Origin of the sequence: Streptomyces pseudovenezuelae (assembly GCF_001513955.1) — a bacterium.
GTDB classification, from domain to species: domain Bacteria; phylum Actinomycetota; class Actinomycetes; order Streptomycetales; family Streptomycetaceae; genus Streptomyces; species Streptomyces pseudovenezuelae.
In genome coordinates, this window is the sequence record NZ_KQ948149.1 from 96,227 (window position 1) to 120,808 (window position 24,582).

Here is a 24,582-nt window from a genome sequence, read left to right on the forward strand (position 1 = left end):
CCCCCCTACCCCCCCTCCCGCCCCCCATCTCCGTCAGGTCCGCCCCCGGCCCCTTGCGCCCCCTGCGCTACGAACTGCGCCGCGCGGCAGGGATCGGCACGGGGTTCCTGACCGCCGCTGCCGTGCTTGTCACATCCGCCCTCACCGCCGTACTCCTGGCGCGTGTCGGTCACACCCCGCAGGCGCGTCTGTTGGCCGCATGGCCGAGGGAGCTGCCGCTGCCCCCGGCTGCGCTCGGGGCCGGACTGCTCGGCGCACTCGCGTTCGGCGACGAGTTCCGCCACCCCGCCCTGGCCGCGGACCGCGGCACCGTCCCCCGCCGACTGGGGCTGCTCACCGCGAAACTCGTCGTCTCGACCGCCATCGCGCTCGCGCTGGCCTTCCTCACGGTGGGCTGCGACGCCGAAGTGCTCTATCTCGTCTACGGGCGGGAACTCACGGAAGTTCCCGCGGACTGGTTCTCGCTGAGCGCGAGTTGGTTCGGGCTCGTGGTCGCGTGTGCCTGGGCCGGGGTGCTGGCCGCGGGCGTGTTCCGGTCCACCACGGCAGGGCTGGCCGCGGTGGTCGCCGTCCCCGTGCTCGTTGTACCCCTCGTACAAAGAGCCCTGGAGGGGGAGTCTGTGCGAGCTGCGGCGGGCCTTCCGGCGAGGCTGCGTGAGGTCTTCCTGCTGCAGTGGCCCTTCGGCGGAGAGCGCTATCTCGTCGGAGCGGCGCGAGTGATCGCCCAACCGGTGGGCGGAGCACTGGCGTTGTCGCTGACCGCCCTGCTGTGCGCATATCTGCTCACGACCCTGCGCAGCAGGGTCCGATGACGACCGTCCGTGCGCTTCCGGTCCCGACCTGCGCACAACTTCCCGACGAAAGCGCATTTCTTTCCGATAAGGCGTCAATTGCGACGGGGTGAGCGATCACCCTTTCGTGTGCTTTTCACCAAAGACCTCAAGGGAGTTGGAGACGACGCCGACAAAGGATCCGTGAGTACCCTTGCGCACACCATGATGACCGCCGCCCGCTCCGCCGACTCCGGTCTGGCCGGCCCGGGCGATCTCGACCGCTACTCCTACGCCGATGCCCCGGCCGCGGGCCGCGTCGGAGCCTCCGCCTGGGACGGCTCGGACCCGGAGCTGGGCCGCGTGGGCCGACGGGCCGCCGGCAGCCGCGGGCGCGGACTGCACGGCCAACTCGTCCAGCAGCTGGGCCAGATGATCGTCTCCGGTGACCTGGGGGCCGACCGGCCGCTGGTCCCCGAGGAGATCGGCCAGCGTTTCGAGGTCTCCCGTACCGTCGTTCGTGAGTCGCTCCGCGTCCTGGAGGCCAAGGGGCTGGTCAGTGCCCGCCCGAACGTCGGCACGCGCGTGCGTCCCGTCAGTGACTGGAACCTGCTGGACCCGGACATCATCGAATGGCGGGCTTTCGGACCCCAGCGCGACGATCAGCGCCGCGAGCTGAGCGAGCTGCGCTGGACGATCGAGCCGCTCGCCGCGCGTCTGGCCGCGGGCCATGGCCGGGAGGACGTCCAGCAGCGCCTCGGTGACATGGTCGAGATCATGGGGCACGCCATGGGTCAGGGCGACGCGCTCACCTTCTCCCGTGCCGACGCCGAGTTCCACTCCCTGCTCATCCAGCTCGCGGGCAACCGCATGCTGGAGCATCTCTCCGGGATCGTCTCCGCCGCCCTCCAGGTCTCCGGCAACCCGGTCACCGGCTGTGACCGGCCGAACGAGACGTCCTTGGCGCACCATGGCCGGATCGTCGACGCCCTCGCCACCGGCGATGCCGCTGCGGCCGAAGCGGCCATGCGTCAACTGCTCACCGTTCATCCCGAGGTCGAGCGCGTGGTGCCGGCGCCGCGCGAGCACTGACCGCGCACCGCGGGTGGCGCGGTCGAGGATGTCCTTCCCCTCCTGCGGCATCGTCCGGCCGCCGAGCCGCCTCCGTGGGACCCCGCAGGATCCCAGGGATCCTGCGGGGTCCCACGGTGCGATGACGGCATTCCGGGCTCCGCTGGTCCGAACGGATGGGTGACCTTGTCTGTCCGCGTCTGACCGTTTTTGGCCGCTTACGGGGTGTGACTCGGGCCACGCAGATTGGGCGTAACGCTCGCGGGAACAGCGCGATGACCTAAGAGGTGACAGCCGCGGAGGGAATACAGACGCCGTTTCAGGCGCTGTGCATCCTCCCGGCCCCCCGCCCGCGCCGTCGGCCACTCCCAGGCCGGTGGTCGGCTCCTGTCCGCTGTGGACGGGGCCGGAAGCCGTTTTCCAACGTTCCGAGAGGTTGTTCGTGTCGGCCAGCACATCCCGTACGCTCCCGCCGGAGATCGCCGAGTCCGTCTCTGTCATGGCTCTCATTGAGCGGGGAAAGGCTGAGGGGCAGATCGCCGGCGATGACGTGCGTCGGGCCTTCGAAGCTGACCAGATTCCGGCCACTCAGTGGAAGAACGTACTGCGCAGCCTCAACCAGATCCTCGAGGAAGAGGGTGTGACGCTGATGGTCAGTGCCGCGGAGCCCAAGCGCACCCGAAAGAGCGTCGCAGCGAAGAGTCCGGCCAAGCGCACCGCCACCAAGACGGTCGCGGCGAAGACGGTGACCACCAAGAAGGCCACCGCCACCGCCACCCCGGCGGCTCCCGCCGCTGAGCCCGCAGTCGAGGGCGAAGCGCCCACGAAGCCCGCCGCGAAGAAGACGGTCGCCACCAAGAAGGCGGCCGCGAAGAAGACCGTCGCCACCAAGAAGACGGCGACGGCCAAGAAGACGACCGGCAAGAAGGACGACGCCGAGGTCGTCGAGGAAGAAGTCCTCGAAGAGATCAAGCCCGGCGAAGAGGAAGAGGAGGGGGCCGAGAACAAGGGCTTCGTCCTCTCCGACGACGACGAGGACGACGCGCCTGCCCAGCAGGTCGCCGTTGCCGGCGCCACCGCCGACCCGGTCAAGGACTACCTCAAGCAGATCGGCAAGGTCCCGCTGCTCAACGCCGAGCAGGAGGTCGAGCTCGCCAAGCGCATCGAGGCCGGTCTGTTCGCCGAGGACAAGCTGGCCAACGCCGACAAGCTCGCCCCCAAGCTCAAGCGCGAGCTGGAGATCATCGCCGAGGACGGCCGCCGCGCCAAGAACCACCTCCTGGAGGCCAACCTCCGTCTGGTGGTCTCCCTGGCCAAGCGCTACACCGGCCGCGGCATGCTCTTCCTGGACCTAATCCAGGAGGGCAACCTCGGTCTGATCCGCGCGGTCGAGAAGTTCGACTACACCAAGGGCTACAAGTTCTCCACGTACGCCACCTGGTGGATTCGTCAGGCGATCACCCGCGCGATGGCCGACCAGGCCCGCACCATCCGTATCCCGGTGCACATGGTCGAGGTCATCAACAAGCTCGCGCGCGTGCAGCGCCAGATGCTCCAGGACCTGGGCCGCGAGCCCACCCCGGAGGAGCTGGCCAAGGAACTCGACATGACCCCCGAGAAGGTCATCGAGGTCCAGAAGTACGGCCGCGAGCCCATCTCCCTGCACACCCCCCTGGGCGAGGACGGCGACAGCGAGTTCGGTGACCTCATCGAGGACTCCGAGGCCGTCGTCCCGGCCGACGCGGTCAGCTTCACACTCCTGCAGGAGCAGTTGCACTCCGTCCTCGACACCCTTTCCGAGCGCGAGGCGGGCGTGGTGTCGATGCGCTTCGGCCTCACGGACGGTCAGCCGAAGACCCTCGACGAGATCGGCAAGGTCTACGGCGTCACGCGTGAGCGCATCCGCCAGATCGAGTCGAAGACCATGTCGAAGCTCCGCCACCCGTCGCGTTCCCAGGTGCTGCGCGACTACCTCGACTAGGTCGTCGTCGTACGACACCGAAGGCCCGGTCCCTCTTCGGGGGCCGGGCCTTCGTGCTGCGCGCACGGGCGCACTGCATGACTCTGGGTTTCCGATCACCACCCGGAGTGAGGAGCATGCATGCGTCACCCCATTGCCCGGGCGCTGGCCCGGCCGCTGGTCATGGCGGCCGTGGCGGCGGCCATACCGCTGGCGTCGGCCGCCCCTGTGGCCGCCGACAGCGTCGTCGTCGGGGGATTCCCGGTCGATGTGTCCAAGGCGCCCTGGACGGTAGCCCTGTCCAGCCGTGACCGGTTCGGAGGTACGCGCGCCGGGCAGTTCTGCGGCGGTGTCGCCGTCGGCCGGACCACGGTGCTCACCGCGGCCCACTGCATGGGCGAGAACGTCCTGGGGGCACCGCCCGAGCAGGTGAGCGACTTCCGTGTCATCGCGGGCCGTACGGATCTGCTCTCGGACCAGGGCAAGGAGATCGCCATACGGGGAGCCTGGGTGAACCCCGGCTACGACCCGCAGAGCAGCGTCGGGGACTTCGCCGTCCTCACCCTCGCCGAACCGCTGCCGCAGAGCGCGGTCATCGCCATGGCGGCCGCCGGCGACGCCGCGTACGAGCCGGGAACCGGCGCCACCGTGTACGGCTGGGGTGACGTCACGGGCGGCGGCGACTACGCGCGCAGTCTGCGGGGGGCAAACGTGCACGTAGTGTCCGACGCGGACTGTGGGAAGGCCTATCCGGGCGGTGCCGAGGGCACCTACAGCGCCGCCAGCATGCTGTGCGCCGGGGAGGACTGGGGCGGCCGTGACGCCTGCCAGGGGGACAGCGGCGGGCCGCTCGTCGCCCGGGGGAAGCTGATCGGGCTGGTGTCATGGGGGAGCGGCTGCGGGCGGGCGGGCCGGCCTGGTGTCTACGCCCGTGTGTCCGACCTCATGCGGGCGCTGGACCGGAACGGTCGCAAGGCGGCCGACGGACGCCAGGGGACCGCGTGACGGCGCCTTGGGGGTGCTGAGCGCCCTCGTGAAGGTATGAGCAAGGGCGGCTGCCCCTGGGAGCAGGGGCAGCCGCCCTTGTGCCGGCCTGTGCCGGAGCTGGCTCGTCGTGGACGCGAAGTGTCAGCGCTCTTCTTCTGATACGGATGCGGGAACGGCCGTGAGTCGCTCCGTCTCGTCCTGTATCTCAGCGGCGATCTTCTTGAGTTCCGGCTCGAACTTGCGACCGTGGTGGGCGCAGAAGAGCAGCTCTCCACCGCTGAGCAGCACGACGCGCACGTACGCCTGGGCGCCGCAGCGGTCGCAGCGGTCAGCGGCCGTCAGCGGGCTCGCGGGGGTCAGAACAGTAGTCACGTCGCCTCTTCTCTAGCTCGACGAGCTGTCGTACCAGGGTCAACATCCAACCAGCCCCAAAACGTTCCCGCTCGGGGCTTCACCCAGAGAGAAATTTTCCGGACGGCTGGCTGCTGCCGGTTTGGCGGCGAATGTGCCGTATTGCGTGTCTATGTGTCTTACGGTTTCGCGCTGTCGGTCAAGGTCGGTCCCCCCGGCTGGGTTGCCGGTTGTTCATGAGGACGTGCCCGGAGCCTAAATGGTTCATGCCTGTAAGGGAACGTGATATGTACTTCACCCCATCGAGGGATCGAACAGGCATGCGACCCTGGACTACTCTGTGTTTCCGCACGAGGGTGGCGTTACAACGGCTCTACCAGGCCTCGGTACCCTCTTGGCGGCGACCGAAGCCGCGCCCTTACCCACAAGGGCCCCACCTGAAATTCAGCGAGGAGCGAACCGCGTGACCGCCGAGACGTCCGTGCCGTCCACAGCTCTGCTGGCAGGAGCAGACCGGGACGGGTCCAACTACACCGCGCGGCACCTGCTCGTCCTCGAGGGGCTCGAGGCCGTACGCAAGCGCCCTGGTATGTACATCGGATCAACCGACAGCCGTGGCTTGATGCACTGCCTGTGGGAGATCATCGACAACTCCGTCGACGAGGCCCTGGGCGGATACTGCGACCACATCGACGTGATCCTCCACGACGACGCCTCCGTGGAGGTCCGGGACAACGGGCGGGGTATCCCGGTCGACGTCGAGCCCAAGACGGGCCTGTCCGGCGTCGAGGTCGTCATGACCAAGCTGCACGCCGGAGGCAAGTTCGGCGGCGGCTCGTACGCCGCCTCCGGTGGCCTGCACGGCGTGGGCGCCTCCGTGGTGAACGCGCTGTCCGCGCGGCTCGACGTCGAGGTCGACCGGGCCGGCAACACCCACGCGATCAGCTTCCGGCGCGGCGTGCCGGGCGCCTTCGCGGCGAACGGCCCCGACGCCAAGTTCGACGCCACCAGCGGCCTGCGCAAGACCAAGAGGGTCCCCAAGACCCGGACCGGCACGCGCGTGCGGTACTGGGCCGACCGGCAGATCTTCCTCAAGGACGCCAAGCTCTCCCTGGAGAACCTCCACCAGCGCGCTCGCCAGACCGCCTTCCTGGTGCCCGGCCTGACCATCGTCGTCCGTGACGAGTACGGCCTGGGCGAAGGGGGCAGCAAGGGCGAGGAGTCGTTCCGTTTCGACGGAGGCATCAGCGAGTTCTGCGAGTACCTGGCCGCTGACAAGCCGGTCAACGACGTCCTTCGCTTCTCCGGCCAGGGCAGCTTCAAGGAGACCGTTCCGGTCCTCGACGACCACGGCCAGATGACGCCCACCGAGGTCACCCGCGAACTCGGCGTGGACGTCGCGATGCGCTGGGGGACCGGCTACGACACGACCCTGAGGTCGTTCGTCAACATCATCGCCACGCCCAAGGGCGGCACCCATGTCGCCGGCTTCGAGCAGGCCGTCACCAAGACGATGAACGAGGTGCTGCGCGCCAAGAAACTGCTGCGTGTCGCCGAGGACGACATCGTCAAGGACGACGCTCTCGAGGGCCTGACCGCGGTCGTCACCGTGCGCCTGGCCGAGCCGCAGTTCGAGGGCCAGACCAAGGAGGTCCTCGGCACCTCGGCGGCCCGCCGCATCGTGAACACCGTGATCTCCAAGGAGCTCAAGGCGTTCCTGACGTCCACGAAGCGGGATGCCGCGGCCCAGGCCCGGGTCGTCATGGAGAAGGCGGTCGCCGCCGCGCGCACCCGCATCGCGGCCCGCCAGCACAAGGACGCGCAGCGCCGCAAGACGGCTCTGGAGACCTCCTCGCTGCCCGCCAAGCTCGCCGACTGCCGCAGCGACGACGTCGACCGCAGCGAGCTGTTCATCGTCGAGGGCGACTCCGCGCTCGGTACCGCGAAGCTCGCCCGGAACTCCGAGTTCCAGGCGCTGCTGCCCATCCGGGGCAAGATCCTCAATGTCCAGAAGTCGTCCGTCACCGACATGCTCAAGAACGTCGAGTGCGGTGCGATCATCCAGGTCATAGGAGCGGGGTCCGGCCGGACGTTCGACATCGACGCGGCCCGTTACGGCAAGATCATCATGATGACCGACGCCGACGTCGACGGCTCACACATCCGCTGCCTTCTGCTGACGCTGTTCCAGCGCTACATGCGGCCCATGGTCGAGGCGGGCCGGGTCTTCGCCGCGGTGCCGCCGCTGCACCGCATCGAGCTGGTCCAGCCGAAGAAGGGGCAGGACAAGTACGTCTACACGTACTCCGACCGTGAGCTGCGCGAGAAACTGCTGGAGTTCCAGAGCAAGGGGGTCCGGTACAAGGACTCCATCCAGCGCTACAAGGGTCTCGGCGAGATGGACGCCGACCAGCTGGCCGAGACGACGATGGACCCGCGGCACCGGACTCTGCGGCGGATCAACCTCGCCGATCTGGAGGCCGCCGAGCAGGTCTTCGATCTGCTGATGGGCAACGACGTGGCGCCGCGGAAGGAGTTCATCTCGGGTTCGGCGGCGACGCTGGACCGGTCGCGCATCGACGCGTAGCGGTGCGCTGAGCGTGGAAGGCCTCAGTCCTGGGTGGCCCAGGACTGAGGCCTCCTTGCGCGAGGGGAGTGTCGAATCCGTCGCGGCCCGTGTTCTCCACCCCTGGGTGGAGAACACGACAGCCCGGGAATCCACCCGTGATCCACCCCTGCTCCGATCTCCCGACCCGCGGACTTCCGTAGCTTCGAAGGTGTCGGCGGCATCCGCTGCCGGCAGTCCCTTCCTCGCTCACGGAGGCTGTGATGTCCGGGCTCGTCGACGCGTTGCTGATCGTGGTCGCGGTGGTCGTGCTGCTCGCCCGGCAGTTCCGGGGGAGCCGGATCGACACCGGGCGGCGCTGGTGGCTGCTGCCCGTGGTCCTGGCCGTCGTGGCACTGCGCGAGCCGGGGCTGCTGGACGCCCAGCACCGCACGGCATCGATCGCGCTGCTCACCGCCGAACTCCTCATCGGCCTCGCCATCGGGGCCGGCTGGGCCTGGACGAGCCGGATATGGGCCGAAGCGGACGGCTCGGTGTGGAGCCGGAGCACCAGGGCGAGCGGGGCTGTCTGGGCCGTCGGCATCGGACTGCGGGTCGGCCTCTTCGCGCTCGGTGCGGTGCTCGGTGTCCACCAGGACTCCTCCGCGCTGCTGCTCGCCCTCGCGGCCACCCTGCTCGTGCGTTCCGGGACCCTCGACTGGCGTGCGCGTTCCCTGAACACGGCGAGCGCTGCTGTAGCCCCTGTCCCGGCGTACGGTCAGCCCATGGGCCGGTCCTCGGGGAAGGAACGTGTGTGACGGACAACGTCTGGACCCGCTGGCCATCCCGGGAGGCGCTCGGGCGCGAGGCGACCACACGTCCTCGTCGGCTGCTCGGCTGGGTCACGCGGTCGCTGGTGCTCGCCATGCTCCTGTGGGGTGCTTTCAACAGCAGTCATGTGCGGGGCTGGGGCGTGGTGGGGGCGGTGACAGGAATCCTCCTGTCCGCCGTCGTCGCCTGGGCCCTCTTCCGTACGACCCTGGCGCATCGGCTCTGGCCCTCCCTGGCACTCTTCTGTGTACTCCTGGCGATCGCGGTCCTCGCCCAGGCCGCCGACTTCGGGGTCGTCGCCCTCGTGCTGTGGTGCGGTTGCGCCGTCACCGCTCTGGAACGGCTGCCCATCGCCGCCGCCCTGCCCGTGACCGTGATCGCCCTCGCCCTCTACGCCGCCGTCAACGACGACGTGTGGCTGACGACCCTGGCCACGACCGCGGGGCTCGCCCTGGCCGGCTATGTCCTGCGACTCGACGCCGAGGCGCGCGGCAACGCGCAGCGGCTGCTCAACCAGGAGCGGGCCGCCCGGGCGGCCGAGGCGGAGTCGGCGGCACTCGCGGAGCGGGCCCGGATCGCTCGGGAGATCCATGACGTGCTGGCCCACAGTCTCTCCGCGCAGCTCGTGCACCTGGAGGCGGCCCGATTGCTGATCGAGAGGGGGGCGGACCGGGGTCAGGTCCTCGAAAGGGTGGTGGCGGCCCGGGGCATGGCTCGCGACGGTCTTGAGGAGACCCGGCAGGCGCTGTCGGCCCTGCGCGGGGACATGACTCCGCTGGAGGACTTCCTGAGCCAGCTCGTCGGGACGGGCGACGGAGCCGAGACCACCATTTCGGGTGAGCGCAGACCGCTGCCGGTCGAGGCGTCGCAGGCTGTGCGCAGAGTCGCGCAGGAGGCCCTGACCAACGTCCGCAAGCACGCCCCGGGGGCCAAGGTCCGGATGCGGCTGGAGTACGGCGCGGAGCAGGTGACGCTGGTCGTGCGGGACTCGGGTGGTTCGCCGGGTGAACTCACCGCCACCGGTGGCGGGTACGGTCTGCTGGGGATGCGGGAGCGCGCCGAACTGCTGGGCGGTTCGCTGCACGCCGGGCCGGACGACGAAGGGTTCGTGGTGACGTTGAAGGTGCCGGTATGACGGAGGGGGCGGAGGCGAGGCCCGCGCGGGTGGTGGTCGCGGACGACCAGACCGTGGTCCGCGAAGGCATCGTGATGCTGCTCGGTCTGCTGCCCGGTGTCGAGGTCGTGGGCGCGGCCGCGGACGGGGAGGAGGCGGTGGAGCTCGTCGCTCAACTCGCCCCGGACGTGGTGCTGATGGACCTGCGCATGCCCCGTTGTGACGGGGTGGAGGCGACTCGGAGGATCCGGGCCGGGTACCCCGGGACCCAGGTCGTGGTGCTGACGACGTTCGGCGACGACGAGTCGCTGTTTCCCGCGCTCAAGGCGGGGGCGCGCGGTTATCTCACCAAGGACGCGGGTGGCGACGAGATCGTAAGGGCCGTGCAGAGCGTGCTCTCCGGGGACGCCGGACTGTCACCGAGCGTCCAACGGCGGCTGCTGGAGCGGCTGTCGGACCCCGAGCCGCCGCAGCCGGTGCCCGCGGAGGCGCCCGACGGGCTCACCGCCCGGGAGGTCGAGGTGCTGGCGCTGATCGCGGAAGGGCTGACCAATCAGGAGATCGCCCGCGAACTGCATGTCTCGACCGCCACGGTGAAGACCCACATCAACAACCTCTTCGCCAAGACGGGCATCAAGGACCGTGCCCAGGCGGTGCGTTACGCCTATGCGAAGGGGCTTGTACGGCCACCGATGGGAGGAATCACCTGATGGGGTGAAGAGCGCGGGGAAGAAGAGTCAGGGATCTTCCCGTTCTGTCCATCCTTGGGCATGCAGTCAAGCAACGCTCGTCCCCGCGGAAGCGAGGGGGATGCCGAGAGCCCGGCCGAGAACCACGACGGCCTCGATGCGGCCCGCGCCGATGCGTCGGCCGGGGTGCGGTACGACGATCCCTGGTACGACGAGCTCGCCTCCGGCTGGGGCGAGACGAGCGGCGACGGCACCCCCGTGGCCCAGGTCGCGACAGCACGCGCGGAGCGCGAGGACAGGGCCGCCGCGGCGGCCGACGTCTACCTCGAGGTGCAGCGCAGCGCGGCCTTCCAGGAGGTGCGCAGCAGGTACCGGAGGTTCGTGGTGCCGGCGGGCATCGGGTTCTTCACCTGGTACGTGGCCTACGTCGTGACGGCGACGAGCGCGCCGGGACTGATGGCACGGCCGGTGGCCGGCGCGGTGAACGTGGCGATGGTCGCGGGACTCGGGCAGTTCCTCACCACCTTCCTGCTGACCTGGGCCTACGCGCGGCACGCGAGGCTGCGCCGGGACCGGGCCGCACTCGAACTGCGTTGGGACACCCAGGAACTGACGCGTACGGCCCGGGGCGGTGCGTCATAGTGACGGGGAATCACCAGACCCTCGCGCTGCTGCTGTTCAGCGCGTTCGTCGCGGTCACGCTCGGGATCACGACCTGGGTGAGCCGCCACCGGCACGGTTCGGCGGAGGAGTTCTACGCGGGCGGGCGGCTGTTCTCCCCGATGGAGAATGGTTTTGCCATCGCGGGCGACTACATGTCGGCCGCGTCCTTCCTCGGTATCTCCGGTCTCATCGCGCTCTTCGGGTACGACGGGATGCTCTATTCGGTGGGCTTCCTCGTGGCCTGGCTGGTGGTGCTGTTCCTCGTCGCCGAACTGGTGCGCAACTGCGGGCGGTTCACCCTCGCCGATGTCGTCGCCGCGCGGATGAGCGAGCGGCCGGTGCGGATCGCGGCGGGGACGTCCTCGGTCACGGTGTCCGTTCTGTATCTGGTGGCGCAGATGGTGGGCGCGGGCAGCCTGGTCGCGCTGCTGCTCGGAGGCACCAGCGAGGCGGCGCAGTCCTGGACCGTGATCGCCGTCGGGGCGCTCATGGTGATCTATGTGTCCCTGGGAGGGATGCGGGCGACGACCTGGATCCAGATCGTCAAGGCGGTCCTGCTGCTGGGCGGGACCGTCGCACTGACCGTGCTCGTGCTGGTGCGGTTCCACGGTGACGTCGACCAGCTGCTGCTCACGGCGGCGGAGCGCAGCGGCCACGGCAGGTCGTTCCTGGCACCCGGTCTGAAGTACGGCGTGGACTGGACCGCCCGTCTCGACTTCATCAGCCTGGGACTCGCTCTCGTGCTCGGCACGGCAGGGCTGCCGCACATCCTGTCCCGCTTCTACACCGTGCCCACGGCACGCGCCGCACGGCGTTCGGTGGTCTGGTCGATCGGGCTGATCGGCGGCTTCTACCTGATGACGATCGTCCTGGGGTTCGGTGCCGCGGCGATCGTGGGGCCCCAGACGGTCCGGGGATCGAACGCCGCGGGGAACACCGCGGTTCCCCTCCTGGCCCTGGACCTGGGCGGCGGTGCCGACTCCACGGGAGGAACGGTTCTGTTTGCCATCGTCGCCGCCGTCGCCTTCGCCACGATCCTCGCCGTGGTCGCCGGCATCACCCTCGCCTCCTCGGCCTCCGTCGCCCACGACCTGTACGCCTCGCTCCGGCGTCGACGGGCCAAGCCGCACAGCGAGGTGGCCGTGGCCAGGACCGCCGCGGTCGGGATCGGTGTCATCGCGATCGCCCTCGGCCTGCTGGCCCGCGATCTCAACGTCGCCTTCCTGGTGGGCCTCGCCTTCGCCGTCGCCGCGTCCGCGAATCTGCCGGTGCTGCTCTACTCGCTGTTCTGGCGCGGCTTCACCACCCGTGGCGCCGTCTGGTCCGTCTACGGCGGACTGATCCCGGCCATGGCCCTGGTGCTGCTGTCGCCCGTGGTGTCCGGCAGCCCCGAGTCCCTCTTCCCCGGCGTCGACTTCCAGTACTTCCCGCTGCAGAACCCCGGTCTGGTCTCCATCCCGCTGGGCTTCGTCGCGGGCTGGCTCGGAACGGTCACCTCGGCGGAGGTCGCCGACGAGGCCAAGCACGCGGAGACCGAGGTGCGGTCGCTCACGGGGGCCGGAGCCGTGTAGGGGTGGCGCCCTAGCCGTACGGCGCCTTCGTCGTCGTACGGCTAGGGCGCCACCCACGCGTACCGGTGTTCCGGGCGGCCCGTGTCGCCGTATCTGAGGGAGAGACGGAGGCGGCCGGCCTGTTCGAGGTGGCGGAGGTAGCGCTGCGCGGTGGAGCGGCTCAGTCCCGTCTCGGCGGCGACCTCGTGGGCCGACAGCGGGTGCTCGGCGTGGTGCAGGACACGGCAGATGAGGTCCGTGGTCGGCTCCGAGTGGCCGCTGGGCAGGCCGGGGGAGACCGGAACCGGTGTGGTGCGCAGCGCGCTGAAGATCCGGTCGACCTGTTCCTGACCGGCGATGCCGCGGCCGCCGACCCGGTCGACGGTGCGGCGCAGGGCGGCGTAGGAGTCCAGGCGGGTGCGCAGCGCGGCGAAGGTGAAGGGTTTCACCAGGTAGTGGAGGGCGCCCAGGCGCATAGCGGCCTGGACGGTCGTCACATCGCCTGCTGCCGTGACCATGATGACGTCGGTGCCGTGGCCCTGTTCCCGCATGCGGTGGACGAGTTCGAGGCCCGTCTGGTCGGGCAGGTAGTGGTCGAGCAGGACCAGGTCGATGGTCCCGCGCTGCACGCTGGCCAGCGCCTGGGCGGCGCTGTGGGCGCGGGCAGCGACCCGGAAGCCGGGAACCTTCCCCACGTACTTCGCGTTGATCTCGGCGACGCGGAAGTCGTCGTCCACGACCAGGACGTCAATCATCGGGCCTCTCTCCCTCAAGGCCTGGCGGGCGTAACGCCCGTGTTTCGGCTTCGCTGTTTGTAGCGCGCGCAAAACGAGCACAACAGGCTGTTGCAGGCAAAAGAACGGCATGTGCCCAGAAGACTGATGCCGTGGCGCAGGCCACATCTACCGTCCCCGGCCATGAGCGCAGACACCAGCCCCGCCATCGAGCTGCGGGGCGCGAGCAAGACATTCCGGACCCCGTCGGGGGGTCTGCACACGGCCGTCAGGGGCCTTGACCTCACGGTGGGGCGTGGGGAGTTCGTGGCGGTCGTCGGGCCCACGGGCTGCGGCAAGTCGACCACGTTGACGCTGGTCAGCGGGTTGGAGGAGCCCTCCGAGGGCGAGGTTCTGGTCGTCGGGGAGCCGGTCAGGGGAGTCGGGGACAAGGTCGGATTCGTCTTCCAGCAGGACGCCACCTTCCCCTGGCGCACGGTCCTGTCGAACGTCATGGCCGGCCCGCGCTTCCGCGGTGTGCCCAAGGCGGAGGCCAGGCAGAAGGCGCGGGAATGGCTGGCCCGGGTCGGGCTCGCGGCCTTCGAGGACCGCTACCCCCATCAGCTCTCCGGAGGCATGCGCAAGCGGGTTGCGCTCGCCGCCACCTTCGTCAACGATCCCGAGATCCTGCTGATGGACGAGCCGTTCTCCGCGCTCGACGTGCAGACCCGGGCCCTGATGTCCGACGAACTCCTCGAACTCTGGGAGGGCACGGGCGCCTCCGTCGTCTTCGTCACCCATGACCTGGAGGAGTCCATCGCGCTGGCCGACAAGGTCGTCGTGATGACGGCCGGACCCGCCACCGTCAAGCAGGTCTTCGACATCGACCTGCCGCGGCCGCGCAAGGTCGAGTCGGTGCGACTGGAGCCGCGGTTCATCGAGATCTACCGCGAGATCTGGGAGTCCCTCGGCGAAGAGGTCCGCATCACGCGCGAGAGGAGCGCCGCCCATGTCGCCTGACGTCATTCCCGAGGCCCAGGCCGCACCGGCCCTGGCCGACCCCGCCGACAAGACCGGTCGCGCGCACTCACGCGCGCGTGCCGCCCGCAGACGCCGGATCGTCGTCACCGCGTCCCGGGTGCTGCTTTTGGTGGCCGTTCTCGGTCTGTGGGAAGTGCTCTCGCGGGCCGAGGTCATCGATCCCTTCAACTTCTCCATGCCCTCGAAGATCTGGGACCAGATCTGGACCTGGGTGACGCACGGGACCGCACTCGGTTCGTTGGGCGAACAGATCTGGTACACGCTCTACGAGGCGCTGCTGGGCTGGGTCGTCGGCGTGGTGGCCGGTGTGGTGTTCGGTATCGCGCTGGGGCGGATCACCCTGCTCGCCGACGTCCTTGGTCCATACATCAAGGTGCTCAACTCCATACCGAGGATCGTCCTTGCGCCCATCTTCGTGATCTGGTTCGGACTCGGACCGGCCTCCAAGGTCGCCTCGGCCGTCGTCCTGGTCTTCTTCCCGGTCTTCTTCAACGCCTTCCAGGGCGCCCGGGAGGTCGACCGCAACCTGGTCGCCAACGCCCGCATCCTCGGCGCGAGCGACCGCAGGGTGACGCTTCAGGTCGTCATCCCGTCCGCGACCTCGTGGATCTTCACCAGCCTGCACGTCAGCTTCGGCTTCGCCCTCATCGGCGCGATCGTCGGCGAGTACATAGGCGCGACCAAGGGCATCGGCCTGCTCGTCGCGCAGTCGCAGGGCACCTTCAACGCGGCCGGTGTGTACGCCGCGATGGTCATCCTCGCTGTCGTCGCGCTCCTCGCCGAAGGACTGCTCACCTTCGCCGAGCGCCGCATCTTCCGCTGGAAGCCGACGACGTCCGACAGCTGACCCCGTCCCCGGCAACCACCCCCGTCTCAGCCCTTCCCGCACCGCCCCTCACAAGGACGTGAACCCCATGCGCAAGATCGCCAGACACGCCTCCCTGGCCGCCGCCGGCCTGCTCGCCCTCTCCTCGCTCACCGCCTGTGCCAACGACGCCGCCAGTACGGCGTCGGCCGACTCCGGAAGCAAGGGCGACGGCAAGGGAACCAAGGTCAAGATCATGGTCGGTGGCCTGGACAAGGTCATCTACCTGCCCGCGATGCTCACCCAGCGGCTCGGCTACTTCGACGCCGAGGGGCTCGACGTGGAGCTGCTGAGCGAGCCCGCCGGAGTCCAGGCCGAGACCGCGCTCGTCTCCGGCCAGGTCCAGGGGGCCGTCGGCTTCTACGACCACACCCTCGACCTGCAGGTCAAGGGCAAGGACGTGGAGTCGGTCGTGCAGTTCTCGCACGCGCCCGGCGAGGTGGAGATCGTCTCCAACAAGGCGGCGGGCGACATCACTTCGGCCAAGGACTTCAAGGGCAAGAAGCTCGGGGTCACGGGCCTCGGCTCCTCGACCGACTTCCTCACCAAGTACCTCGGCGTCAAGAACGGCGTGAAGGTCAGCGACTTCACCCCGGTCGCCGTCGGCGCGGGACCGACGTTCATCTCGGCGCTCCAGCAGGGCGCCATCGACGGCGGCATGACGACCGACCCGACCGTCGCGACGATCCTGGACAAGAAGGCCGGCAAGATCCTCCTGGACATGCGCACGCCTCAGGGCTCCGACGAGGCACTCGGCGGTCCCTATCCGTCGTCGAGCCTGTACATGCAGACGGACTGGGTCAACGGTCACAAGGAGACCGTCCAGAAGTTGGCCAATGCATTCGTCAAGACACTCAAGTGGATGTCCACCCACAGCGCCACCCAGATCGCCGACAAGATGCCCGCCGACTACTCGCAGGGCAACAAGCTGCTGTACGCGGTGGCCATCAAGAACACGCTGCCGATGTTCACCAAGGACGGCGTGATGCCCCAGAACGGTCCCGAGACCGTCGAGAAGGTCCTCAAGGCGTTCAACCCCAACATCCAGAACGCCGACGTCGACCTCGACAAGACGTACACGACGGAGTTCGTCCAGAAGGCCGCGCAGAACGCCGGCTGAGCCCCCTCACGCGCGGGTCGCCCACACGTAACGGTGTTCCGGGCGGCCCGCATCGCCGTACTTCAAGGTGAGTCTGGCCCGCCCCGTGCGCTCCAGGAGCTTCAGATAGCGCTGGGCGGTCTGCCGGCTCACCCCGGTCCGGTCGGCGATCTCCTGCGCCGACAGAGGCCCTTCGGCGTTCATCAGAGACCTGCGGACCAGCTCCACCGTGGTCGGGGAGTGCCCCTTGGGCAGATCGGGCTCCGCCGGCGAGGAGAGGGCACCGAAGATGCGGTCGACCTCCGCCTGTTCCGCCTCGCCGCCGCCGTCCAGAGTGCGCCGCAGCTCGGCGTACGCCTCCAGCCTGGCCCTGAGGCCCGCGAAGGCGAACGGCTTGACCAGGTACTGCAGCGCGCCGTGCCGCATCGCCGCCTGCACGGTCGTCACGTCCCGTGCCGCCGTCACCATGATCACGTCGGTCTGGTGGCCGCGCCGGCGCATCTCCTGGACGACCGCCAGGCCCGTCTCGTCGGGCAGGTAGTGGTCCATGAGGACCAGGTCGACGTGGGGCAGCGCCTCCAGCTGCCGCAGCGCGTCCGCGGCGCTGTGGGCCTCGCCGGCCACGTGGAAGCCGGGAACCTTCTCGACGTAGGCGGCGTTGACGCGCGCCACGCGGGTGTCGTCGTCCACGACCAGGACCTCGATCATCACGACTTCTCCTCGGTGGCCGGCTGACGGCTGGGCGACGCGGTGAGCGCCGGCTGCGGCTCTGCCAGTGCGTCGGGCAGTACGACGGTGAACTCCGCGCCTCCGCCGTCCGCCTCCGCCACGGCCGCGCTGCCCCCCTGGCGCTCGGCGAGCTTGCGTACCAGGGAGAGCCCGAGGCCCCGCCCCCGGTGCGCGGGGGGCTCCTTGGTGGACCAGCCCTCCGTGAAAATGAGTTCCCGCTGTTCCACCGGGATTCCGGGTCCGGTGTCCCGCACCCTCAGGACGGCGGCACGGCCCTCGGTGCGCAGCTCGACCTCCACGCGCGCGTGGAGGTCGCCGGCGACGGCGTCCAGGGCGTTGTCCACGAGGTTGCCGACGATCGTGACCAGTCCGCTCGGATCGACCAGCCGGTCCGGCAGCCGGGTCCGGTCGGAGACCCACAGGGCGACCCCGCGCTCGGCGGCGACGGTCGCCTTGCCCACCAGCAGCGCGGCGAGCAGCGGGTCCTCGATCTTCTCGGTGACCTGCTCCGCGGTGGCCCGGTGGTCGCCGACGACCTCCCCGACGAACTCCACGGCGTCGTCGTACATCTCCAGCTCCAGCAGCCCCAGGAGCGTGTGCATACGGTTGGCGTGCTCGTGGTCCTGGGCGCGCAGGGCGTCGATGAGACCGTGGGTCGAGTCGAGCTCGCGGCCGAGCTGCTCCAGCTCGGTGCGGTCGCGCAGGGTCGCGACGGCCCCGCCGTCGTCGGTGGGCATCCGGTTGGCGACCAGCACCCGCTGGCCCCGCACGGTGACCAGATCGGTGCCCGTCACACGGCCGGCCAGGACATCGGCCGTACGGCCGTCCCCGAGCGCCTCGTCGGGAGTGCGCCCGACCGCCTCGTCGCCGATGCCCAGCAGCCGCCGGGCCTCGTCGTTGAGCAGGCGCAGGCGTCCGGCGCGGTCCAGCGCGACGACGCCTTCCCGGATGCCGTGCAGCATGGCCTCGCGCTCGGCGAGGAGGGCGGAGATGTCGGAGAAGGCCAGGTCACGGGTCTGCCGCTGGACCCTCCTGGAGATGACCCAGGCGGCCAGCGCGCCGACGGCGAGGGCCCCGCCGGCGTACGCGAACAGTCCCGGGATCGCGTGGATCAGCCGGGCGCGCACACTGTCGTAGGCGATGCCGACGGAGACGGCCCCGACGATCTTGTGCCGGCTGTCGTACAACGGCACCTTGCCGCGGGCCGTGCGGCCCAGGGTGCCGCTGTCGATCTGCATGATCTCCTTGCCGGACAGGGCCTGGCCCGGGTCGGTCGAGACGGTCCTGCCCACCTCGCCGCGGGTCGGGTGCGACCAGCGGACGCCTCGCCAGTCCATCACCACGACGTACTCGGCCCCGGTCGCCCTGCGGATCCGCTCGGCCTCCCGCTGGACGGGGCCGTCGGGCAGCGGGGGCGTGTCCTTGACCTGCTCGGCGATCTGCGACTCCGCGGCGGTGGTCTGGGCGATGGCCAGCGCCCGGCGCATCGCCTGGTCGTCCAGCTGGTTGCTCAAAGGCGCGAGGAACAGGCCGGTCGCGAGCACCACGACTCCCGCGGCGATCGCCAACTGCATCAGAAGAACCTGCGAGAACACCCGGCGGGGCAGTCCGAGGCGCAGGCGGCGGGCGGGGGGAGTGCGGCTCATACCCATGAACGGTACGGGGAGACGCCGGAGTCGCCGCAGGGGGTGTGGCATGGATCTCTTGATCAACACGTGGACGGTCCTGCGGGGCGGCCGACCGCCGTCCGGTCAGCTCGCCAGTGCCGTCGACGTCCTGAGCTCGTGCACCGCCACCACGTCCATCCGCGCGGGCGAGCCGAGCACCGAGGCCCCGCAGCTCTCGGGACGGGGCGGCAGGGACGCGGTCTGGGCCACGAGCACGCGCCAGTGGCGGCCGTCGGTGTGCGCCACGGTCACCTCCCAGTGCGGGGCCGTGCCTTCCGTACGTACGACGGTCAGGGCCTCGGCCGCGTATTCGCCCGCCGCCGTGCGGACGGCCAGCTCGGCAGCCTGACCGGGACGCTCCCAGGCGGAGTTGCCGCGACACCCCTTGACCACGATCCGGCCCTCCCGGACGCTGTGGAGGACTTCCTTGACGGCATGGGCCTCGGCGCGGCCGTAGGCATAGCCGTACGGCAGGACGAGCAGGGTCGGGGAGAACCGGTGACCACCCAGATGGGTGACCTCCCAGGCGCCCTCGACGCCCGAGGCGGCCAGTTCCGCGGCGAGCGGACGGCCCAGGAGCGCGCAGCAGCGGTCCCGCTTGCCGTTGGTGCAGACGAGGGCGAGCGGATCGCCGGTGTGGGGGCGACCGCCGAGCACCGCGTCGAACCCGCTGTGATCGCCGCTGCCGAGCGCTGCGAGGTCCAGGCCGAGCAGGTCGCGCGGGTCGCGGGTCGTCGCACTGCGCAGCCACACGTTGCCGGGCGCGGTGTGGGCGGCGTACACCTGCCGGATGGTGGGTGTTCTGCTGTCGGCGTGCCGTCCGGGGCGGCGGATGAGCGCGATGCGCACACCCGTGTCCTTCGCGGCGGCCTCCAGGGCACGGCCCAGCGCGGGGTCGAGGTGGCTCGAAGTGAGCGCCTTGGCGCCCCAGGGGCCGGACTGCTCCAGCAGCAGCCAGGTCCGCGCGGTGGCCGCGGTTCCGGAAACGGGCTCGTCGAGGTCGTGCGAGACCGTTGAGCAGGTACTCACAGAGGTGAGCCTAACCTGACTCGGCGCACGGCGGCTTCCGGCCGCCTTCCCGTCAGTGCTCCGGCAGTGGCTGCGGTGGTTTCGGGCCCACGTAGGTGCCGCTCGGGCGCATGCGGAGCGGGCGTTCCCCGTACTCCTCCAGCGCGTGGGCGATCCAGCCCGCCGTACGGGCGACGGCGAAGATCGTCTCTCCGGCCGTCGACGGCATCCCGGAGGAGGCGGTGAGTACCGCGAGGGCCAGGTCCACATTGGCGTGCAGGGGGACGTCGCGGGCGGTGGTGGCCACGATGTCGCGGGCCGCGAGGAGGGCGGGCTCGGCGCGCGGGATCTCCTCCAGGAGAGCGAACAGGGCACGCGCGCGTGGGTCCTCGCCCGGGTAGAGCCGGTGGCCGAGGCCCGGGATGCGGCGGCCGGCCCGCAGCTCCTCCGCGATCACCGGGGCCGCGTCGCCCCGGTCGAGCACGTCGAGCAGCAAGCGGTGGGCGAGCCCGCTGGCCGCGCCGTGCAAGGGCCCTTCCAGGACGCCGAGTCCGGCGGAGACGGCCGCGTAGGCGTGCGCGCGTGCCGAGGCGGCGACGCGTACCGCGAGGGTCGAGGCGGCGAGGTCGTGGTCGACGAGAAGGCCGAGTGCGGTGTCCAGGGCGCGCAGGGACGCCTCGTCGGGCTTGCGTCCGCTCAGCCGTGTCCACAGCCGGGGGGCCAGCCGGCCGTCGTCCCTGCGGCGGTCGTGGAGCACGGGCGGCAGGGCGGCGACAAGGGTGGGGATGAGGGTTCGCGCGGTGCCGAGCACCGCCTCCTCGGACAGGTCGAAACGCAGCGGGTCGGCCGCCGCGGCGGCGATCGCGGCGACCCGCAACCGGTCGGTGGGGCCGGTGTGCTCGGGCAGCGCGTCCACCACGCGGCGGGCCGTGTCGACGGTGGCGTCGGGGGCGGTGAAGGTGACGCCGGGCTGCATCCGGCCGGTCCACAGCCACTCCGCGATCTCTTCGTAGGAGTGACGCGCGGCGAGTTCGGTCGCGTCGACCCCCCGGAAGTAGTAACGGTCCCGGTCGATGAACGTGATGCGGGTCCGTACGGACAGGTCGCCGCCGGTGCCCGGACTCCCGCCGCTCTCCCGGCGATTGCGCCGGGCGAGGGCCTCGACCTCCGTGGCGTCGAAGGTGCTGCCCCGGCCGCCGGGGACGCGCCGGCTGCTGAGCTGGCCGCGGCTCACGTAGGCGTAGACGGTCTCGGGCTTCACGCCCAGCAGTTCGGCGGCTTCCTTGGTGCTGAGCCGGTGTTCGGCGGGACCGGGGAGGGGGTCTTGATCGCGCATAAGAGGTCACCGTATCCGCAGCCGGGTGGGTGGATCGGAGTGGTGGCGACGGCGCGGGCCGGCTCCCCGGCGCCGCCGTCCGCGCCGACGCGGCTCGGCAGCCGGTCGCCCTCCGTGCGAGGGACGTTGCTCGCACGGCACGGCGGCTGCCCACGGCGTCAGGGCTTGATGCCCACCCCGGTCCACAGGCTGACCTCGGCGTCCGAAGCGGTGGGCGTCTCGTCCGGACGCCAGCGGTGACCGACCGTCACGCCCGGGTCGAGCAGGTCGAGGCCCTCGAAGAAGCGGGTGACCTCGGGCCGGCTGCGGAACTGCACCGGTGTACCAGCGCCGGTGTAGATGTCGGTGACCTTCTGCCAGGTGTCCGGATCGAAGTCGGGAGTGCAGTGGCTGAGGGCCAGGGCGCTGCCCGAGGGGAGCTCGGCCAGCAGTCGGCTCACGATGCCGTACGGGTCCTGCGCGTCCGTGACGAAGTGCATGAGGGCGTTGAGGGACAGTGCCACCGGCCGGCCCGTGTCCAGCACCTCGGCCAGCTCCGGCGCGTTCAGCAGGGCGTCCGCGTTGTTGACGTCGGCCTCGATGTACGTGGTGCGGCCCTGCGGTGTGCTGCGCATCAGACGCTCGGCGTACCGGAGGACCAGCGGGTCGTTGTCGGCGTACACCACGCGGGCGTCAGCGACGACCGACTGGGCGACCTGGTGGAGGTTCGGCTCGGTGGGAATGCCGGTGCCTATGTCGAGCCACTGCCGGATGCCGTGCTCACGGGCGAGGACGCGGGTGGCGCGGTGCATGAACGCCCGGTTCTCCCGGGCGCAGGTGAAGATGCCGGGGTAGGCCGCCGCGACGGTCTCGGCCGCCTGCTTGTCGATGTCGAAGTGGTCCTTGCCGCCGAGGTAGTAGTCGTACATCCGGGCGGAGTGGGGCCGGCTGGTGTCGATCTCCCGCGCGGCGTGCGAGCTGGTCATCCTGTGCCTTTCAGGTGCTGTACGTGGGGGTGTCGGGCGGGAAGTCGCCGGAAGGACGGCTCAGTTCCCCTGGCCCGGGTTCACTTGGAGGCCAGATGGTCGGCCTGGCCTTGCTTGATTCCCGCGAGGAACACGGCGATCTCCTGCGGGGTGTGGATCCTCCGCGAGGACTCCCAGCCCTGCTCGCCCAGATCGGCGGCCGGCATCCCGCTTGTGTGCCTGACAGCCGGTGCCGGTCATGAGTACTCCTTGCGCATGCGGTTCAGGAGTGCCCTGCTGTCCGCGTCCGAGGTCAGCAGCGCCATCCGGTTGTGCGCCTCCAGGTGCGCCGACACGTCGGAGCGCTGGTCCAGGTACATCGCGCCGGAGAGGACCTCGGTGTAGACGATGTCCGGCAGCTCCGGCTCCTCGAAGCGGAAGTACGTGAACGGGGCACACGCGCCCACATGGGCGCCGGCGGTGAACGGCACGACGTCGACGCTGACATGATCCAGCTCCGAGACCTCCAGGAGCCGTTCGAGCTGCTCCCGCATGACCTCGGGGCCGCCCACCACCCGGTGCAGTACGGCCTCTTCCATCACCACCCACAGCGTGGGCGCGTCGGACCTGTCCAGCAGGCTCTGGCGGCGCAGCCGCAGATCCACCCGCCGTGCCAGGTCCTCCTCGGCCTCGCTCGGCAAGCCGCCCTGCAGCACCGCGCGCGCGTAGGCGTGCGTCTGGAGGAGTCCGGTGACGTAGTGGGGCTCGTAGGTGCGCAGGGTCCGGGCGCCGGTCTCCAGGCTGACGTAGGCGCTGAACCAGTTCGGCAGGACGTCACGGTAGGTGTGCCACCAGCCGGGTTCGTTGGCGCGTTCGGCGAGTTCGACGAACTCGTCGATCTCCTGCCGGTCGGCCCCGTAGGTCTCCAGGAGCTTTTCCACGTAGAGCGGCTTGAGGGCTACCTCGGCCTTCTCCAGGCGGCGGATGGTCAGGGGACCCACTCGCAGGGTCCGTGCCGCGTCCTCCAGCGAGGCTCCCGCGTCCTGACGGCGTTCCTGAAGACGTCGGCCCAGGATCATGCGGAGAACGGTGGGCGCGCTGTTGCTGCCGGCAGCCGAGCGGCTGTCGTTCACGTCCACACCTCCTGAGGGGCTGTCATATGCACGATTCTGGCACCGACTTGCTGACGCGACCAGATGGATCCTGGCTCTCTGAAATTATCAGGCGACTGGTTGCGCGTTGAACTTCCTTTCCGTGCAGGGTACTTGCGGGAGCGGCGCCCATCGAAGGCGGCCTCGTGGCGGTCAGGGGTCTGTGCGTTGAATGCCTCGGCCGATCAACCGCTTCAACTTGATTCAATCAATATTGACATTGATGGAGTCCAGCATAGACAGTCGAATCAAGTTGAAGGAGGAGACCATGCAGATCGATCAACCTGCCGCTGCCCCTGTCGACGTGCCGCGAGGCCTCGCGGGGGTCGTCGTCACCGACACCGCGCTGGGAGATGTCCGGGGGCGGGAAGGCTTCTATCACTATCGGGAGTACTCCGCCGTCGACCTCGCGCAGACCCGCAGCTTCGAGGACGTGTGGCACTTGATGATCCACGGCGACCTGCCCGACTCCGCGCAGCAGGCCGCCTTCGCCGCGTACACGGGGCAGCTGCGTCGGTTGCCCGACGGGGTGCGGGCCGCGCTGCCCGCCGTTGTCGCGGCCGGCGGCTCCTCCGGTCCACTGGCCGGCCTGCGCAGCGCGCTGTCACTGTTCGGGGCGATGAAGGGGTTCCGGCCGGTGTACGACACCGACGCCGAGCAGCGTCGCGCGGACACGGTGGCGGCCGTGGCGGCCGTGCCCACCATGCTGGCGGCCCTGTACCGGCTCGGGCGGGGCCTGGAGCCGGTCGAGCCGCGCACCGATCTGTCGTATTCCGCGAACTACCTCTACATGCTGACCGGCTCCGAACCGAGCGCGAAACAGGCCCGGGCGATCGAGCAGTACCTGATCGCCACCATTGATCACGGCTTCAACGCATCCACCTTCACGGCCCGGGTGATCGCCTCCACGGGCGCGGACGTCGCTGCCGCTCTGGTCGGTGCGGTGGGCGCCCTGTCAGGCCCGCTGCACGGCGGTGCTCCAAGCCGGGCGCTGGACACACTGGACGCGATCGGTAGCCCCGAGCGGATCGATGCGTGGATCCGCGAGCACGTCCTGGCCGGGGAGAGGATCATGGGCTTCGGTCATCCCGTCTACCGCACCGAAGACCCGCGCTCCCGCATGCTGCGCGGCATAGCGCAGCAATTCGGCGGCCCGCTGGTCGACTTCGCGATCGAGGTGGAGCAGCGCGTGGAGGCGATCCTGGCCGAACTCAAGCCCGGCCGCGAACTCCACACCAACGTCGAGTTCTACGCGGGCGTGGTCATGGAACTGTGCGGCCTGCCCCGCGAGATGTTCACGCCCACCTTCGCAGCGGCGCGGGTGGTGGGCTGGAGCGCCAACATCCTCGAACAGGCACGGGACTCGAAGATCATCCGCCCGGCGGCTCGGTATGTGGGCCCGCCACCTCCGGCGGTAGTGCCGGCGGCGGCTTGAGTTCCTCGGCCGCGTTGTCGAGCCGCTGCTCCCGCAGCCCGTACGCCCTCTGCCGAGGGCCGG

22 protein-coding genes and 1 pseudogene are annotated in these 24,582 nt (G+C 70.1%); 14 read left to right on the top strand and 9 right to left on the bottom strand.

Annotated elements, in window-relative coordinates; all coding sequences use genetic code 11:
• From AQI94_RS45745 to AQI94_RS24790, 4 genes and pseudogenes are all read left to right on the top strand, one after another.
• Positions 1 to 812 (top strand): annotated as a pseudogene (locus tag AQI94_RS45745) (ABC transporter ATP-binding protein); the annotation flags it as partial.
• A 162-nt stretch (positions 813 to 974) separates the two neighbouring features.
• The gene (locus AQI94_RS24780) at positions 975 to 1,862 is read left to right on the top strand and encodes a FadR/GntR family transcriptional regulator (RefSeq protein ID WP_078902700.1); all 888 of its coding nucleotides are present in this window, start codon (positions 975 to 977) and stop codon (positions 1,860 to 1,862) included.
• Between the two features lie 421 nt (positions 1,863 to 2,283).
• Positions 2,284 to 3,822: an RNA polymerase sigma factor gene (locus tag AQI94_RS24785; protein WP_031043673.1), complete on the top strand. Its 1,539-nt coding sequence runs from the start codon at positions 2,284 to 2,286 to the stop codon at positions 3,820 to 3,822.
• A gap of 120 nt (positions 3,823 to 3,942) precedes the next feature.
• Positions 3,943 to 4,806, top strand: a complete 864-nt coding sequence (locus AQI94_RS24790) for a S1 family serine peptidase (protein WP_031043669.1) — start codon at positions 3,943 to 3,945, stop codon at positions 4,804 to 4,806.
• Positions 4,807 to 4,929: 123 nt separating this feature from the next.
• On the opposite strand, the gene AQI94_RS24795 is transcribed toward AQI94_RS24790, so the two are convergent.
• Entirely contained in the window at positions 4,930 to 5,160 is a 231-nt protein-coding gene (locus AQI94_RS24795; protein ID WP_007385181.1) for a DUF7455 domain-containing protein, read from the bottom strand.
• A gap of 442 nt (positions 5,161 to 5,602) precedes the next feature.
• Between AQI94_RS24795 and AQI94_RS24800 the strand changes: the two genes are divergently transcribed.
• The 6 genes from AQI94_RS24800 to AQI94_RS24825 all read left to right on the top strand — a co-directional run bounded on the left by AQI94_RS24800 (position 5,603) and on the right by AQI94_RS24825 (position 12,552).
• Positions 5,603 to 7,726 carry a DNA gyrase/topoisomerase IV subunit B gene (locus AQI94_RS24800; protein ID WP_031043665.1) on the top strand — a complete coding sequence of 708 codons (2,124 nt, stop codon included), beginning with the start codon at positions 5,603 to 5,605 and terminating at the stop codon, positions 7,724 to 7,726.
• A 242-nt stretch (positions 7,727 to 7,968) separates the two neighbouring features.
• On the top strand, positions 7,969 to 8,502 hold the full coding sequence (locus tag AQI94_RS24805; RefSeq protein ID WP_031043662.1) for a hypothetical protein: 534 nt from the start codon (positions 7,969 to 7,971) through the stop codon (positions 8,500 to 8,502).
• On the top strand, positions 8,499 to 9,650 hold the full coding sequence (locus AQI94_RS24810; RefSeq protein ID WP_031043660.1) for a sensor histidine kinase: 1,152 nt from the start codon (positions 8,499 to 8,501) through the stop codon (positions 9,648 to 9,650). The genes AQI94_RS24805 and AQI94_RS24810 overlap by 4 nt, the downstream gene beginning before the upstream one ends.
• Positions 9,647 to 10,339, top strand: coding sequence for a response regulator transcription factor (locus tag AQI94_RS24815; RefSeq protein ID WP_031043657.1), 693 nt, complete (start codon positions 9,647 to 9,649; stop codon positions 10,337 to 10,339). The genes AQI94_RS24810 and AQI94_RS24815 overlap by 4 nt, the downstream gene beginning before the upstream one ends.
• A gap of 60 nt (positions 10,340 to 10,399) precedes the next feature.
• Positions 10,400 to 10,960 (top strand): DUF485 domain-containing protein, encoded by a 561-nt coding sequence (locus AQI94_RS24820; RefSeq protein ID WP_031043655.1) that lies wholly within the window; start codon positions 10,400 to 10,402, stop codon positions 10,958 to 10,960.
• Entirely contained in the window at positions 10,960 to 12,552 is a 1,593-nt protein-coding gene (locus AQI94_RS24825) for a solute symporter family protein (protein WP_031043652.1), read from the top strand. The genes AQI94_RS24820 and AQI94_RS24825 overlap by 1 nt, the downstream gene beginning before the upstream one ends.
• A gap of 41 nt (positions 12,553 to 12,593) precedes the next feature.
• Here the strand turns inward: AQI94_RS24825 and AQI94_RS24830 are convergent, their stop codons facing one another.
• Positions 12,594 to 13,286 (bottom strand): response regulator, encoded by a 693-nt coding sequence (locus AQI94_RS24830; RefSeq protein WP_031043649.1) that lies wholly within the window; start codon positions 13,284 to 13,286, stop codon positions 12,594 to 12,596.
• Positions 13,287 to 13,448: 162 nt separating this feature from the next.
• Here AQI94_RS24830 and AQI94_RS24835 point away from each other — a divergent pair, with 162 nt between their 5' ends.
• From AQI94_RS24835 to AQI94_RS24845, 3 genes are all read left to right on the top strand, one after another.
• A complete protein-coding gene (locus AQI94_RS24835; RefSeq protein ID WP_020121891.1) occupies positions 13,449 to 14,264 on the top strand; it encodes an ABC transporter ATP-binding protein in 816 nt (271 codons plus the stop codon).
• A complete protein-coding gene (locus tag AQI94_RS24840; protein ID WP_031043643.1) occupies positions 14,254 to 15,132 on the top strand; it encodes an ABC transporter permease in 879 nt (292 codons plus the stop codon). The genes AQI94_RS24835 and AQI94_RS24840 overlap by 11 nt, the downstream gene beginning before the upstream one ends.
• Positions 15,133 to 15,199: 67 nt before the next feature.
• The gene (locus AQI94_RS24845) at positions 15,200 to 16,270 is read left to right on the top strand and encodes an ABC transporter substrate-binding protein (RefSeq protein WP_031043641.1); all 1,071 of its coding nucleotides are present in this window, start codon (positions 15,200 to 15,202) and stop codon (positions 16,268 to 16,270) included.
• 6 nt (positions 16,271 to 16,276) lie between these two features.
• Here the strand turns inward: AQI94_RS24845 and AQI94_RS24850 are convergent, their stop codons facing one another.
• The 7 genes from AQI94_RS24850 to AQI94_RS24875 form a co-directional block, all read right to left on the bottom strand.
• A complete protein-coding gene (locus tag AQI94_RS24850; RefSeq protein ID WP_031043638.1) occupies positions 16,277 to 16,957 on the bottom strand; it encodes a response regulator in 681 nt (226 codons plus the stop codon).
• Positions 16,957 to 18,624: an ATP-binding protein gene (locus AQI94_RS24855; RefSeq protein ID WP_051832089.1), complete on the bottom strand. Its 1,668-nt coding sequence runs from the start codon at positions 18,622 to 18,624 to the stop codon at positions 16,957 to 16,959. The genes AQI94_RS24850 and AQI94_RS24855 overlap by 1 nt, the downstream gene beginning before the upstream one ends.
• Before the next feature lie 105 nt (positions 18,625 to 18,729).
• Entirely contained in the window at positions 18,730 to 19,674 is a 945-nt protein-coding gene (locus tag AQI94_RS24860; protein ID WP_031043627.1) for a sucrase ferredoxin, read from the bottom strand.
• A gap of 52 nt (positions 19,675 to 19,726) precedes the next feature.
• Positions 19,727 to 20,989, bottom strand: a complete 1,263-nt coding sequence (locus AQI94_RS24865; protein ID WP_031043623.1) for a citrate synthase — start codon at positions 20,987 to 20,989, stop codon at positions 19,727 to 19,729.
• A 158-nt stretch (positions 20,990 to 21,147) separates the two neighbouring features.
• Complete coding sequence (locus tag AQI94_RS24870; RefSeq protein ID WP_062229939.1) at positions 21,148 to 21,954, bottom strand: SAM-dependent methyltransferase; 807 nt, start codon at positions 21,952 to 21,954, stop codon at positions 21,148 to 21,150.
• Positions 21,955 to 22,034: 80 nt separating this feature from the next.
• Entirely contained in the window at positions 22,035 to 22,160 is a 126-nt protein-coding gene (locus tag AQI94_RS46260; protein WP_263973313.1) for a hypothetical protein, read from the bottom strand.
• A 30-nt stretch (positions 22,161 to 22,190) separates the two neighbouring features.
• On the bottom strand, positions 22,191 to 23,012 hold the full coding sequence (locus tag AQI94_RS24875; protein ID WP_404817933.1) for a helix-turn-helix domain-containing protein: 822 nt from the start codon (positions 23,010 to 23,012) through the stop codon (positions 22,191 to 22,193).
• A gap of 340 nt (positions 23,013 to 23,352) precedes the next feature.
• Here AQI94_RS24875 and AQI94_RS24880 point away from each other — a divergent pair, with 340 nt between their 5' ends.
• Positions 23,353 to 24,519, top strand: a complete 1,167-nt coding sequence (locus tag AQI94_RS24880) for a citrate synthase (protein WP_031059727.1) — start codon at positions 23,353 to 23,355, stop codon at positions 24,517 to 24,519.
• Positions 24,520 to 24,582: the final 63 nt, after the last annotated feature.

Excerpts from the sequence above, each read along its gene's own strand:
- AQI94_RS24845 (WP_031043641.1), top strand. The coding sequence starts at position 15,200 with ATGCGCAAGATCGCCAGACACGCCTCCCTGGCCGCCGCCGGCCTGCTC.
- AQI94_RS24870 (WP_062229939.1), bottom strand. The coding sequence starts at position 21,954 with ATGACCAGCTCGCACGCCGCGCGGGAGATCGACACCAGCCGGCCCCAC.
- AQI94_RS24815 (WP_031043657.1), top strand. The coding sequence starts at position 9,647 with ATGACGGAGGGGGCGGAGGCGAGGCCCGCGCGGGTGGTGGTCGCGGAC.
- AQI94_RS24855 (WP_051832089.1), bottom strand. The coding sequence starts at position 18,624 with ATGAGCCGCACTCCCCCCGCCCGCCGCCTGCGCCTCGGACTGCCCCGC.
- AQI94_RS24805 (WP_031043662.1), top strand. The coding sequence starts at position 7,969 with ATGTCCGGGCTCGTCGACGCGTTGCTGATCGTGGTCGCGGTGGTCGTG.
- AQI94_RS46260 (WP_263973313.1), bottom strand. The coding sequence starts at position 22,160 with ATGCCGGCCGCCGATCTGGGCGAGCAGGGCTGGGAGTCCTCGCGGAGG.
- AQI94_RS24820 (WP_031043655.1), top strand. The coding sequence starts at position 10,400 with ATGCAGTCAAGCAACGCTCGTCCCCGCGGAAGCGAGGGGGATGCCGAG.
- AQI94_RS24840 (WP_031043643.1), top strand. The coding sequence starts at position 14,254 with ATGTCGCCTGACGTCATTCCCGAGGCCCAGGCCGCACCGGCCCTGGCC.
- AQI94_RS24880 (WP_031059727.1), top strand. The coding sequence starts at position 23,353 with ATGCAGATCGATCAACCTGCCGCTGCCCCTGTCGACGTGCCGCGAGGC.
- AQI94_RS24850 (WP_031043638.1), bottom strand. The coding sequence starts at position 16,957 with ATGATCGAGGTCCTGGTCGTGGACGACGACACCCGCGTGGCGCGCGTC.
- AQI94_RS24790 (WP_031043669.1), top strand. The coding sequence starts at position 3,943 with ATGCGTCACCCCATTGCCCGGGCGCTGGCCCGGCCGCTGGTCATGGCG.
- AQI94_RS24875 (WP_404817933.1), bottom strand. The coding sequence starts at position 23,012 with ATGATCCTGGGCCGACGTCTTCAGGAACGCCGTCAGGACGCGGGAGCC.
- AQI94_RS24865 (WP_031043623.1), bottom strand. The coding sequence starts at position 20,989 with ATGCGCGATCAAGACCCCCTCCCCGGTCCCGCCGAACACCGGCTCAGC.
- AQI94_RS24830 (WP_031043649.1), bottom strand. The coding sequence starts at position 13,286 with ATGATTGACGTCCTGGTCGTGGACGACGACTTCCGCGTCGCCGAGATC.
- AQI94_RS24835 (WP_020121891.1), top strand. The coding sequence starts at position 13,449 with ATGAGCGCAGACACCAGCCCCGCCATCGAGCTGCGGGGCGCGAGCAAG.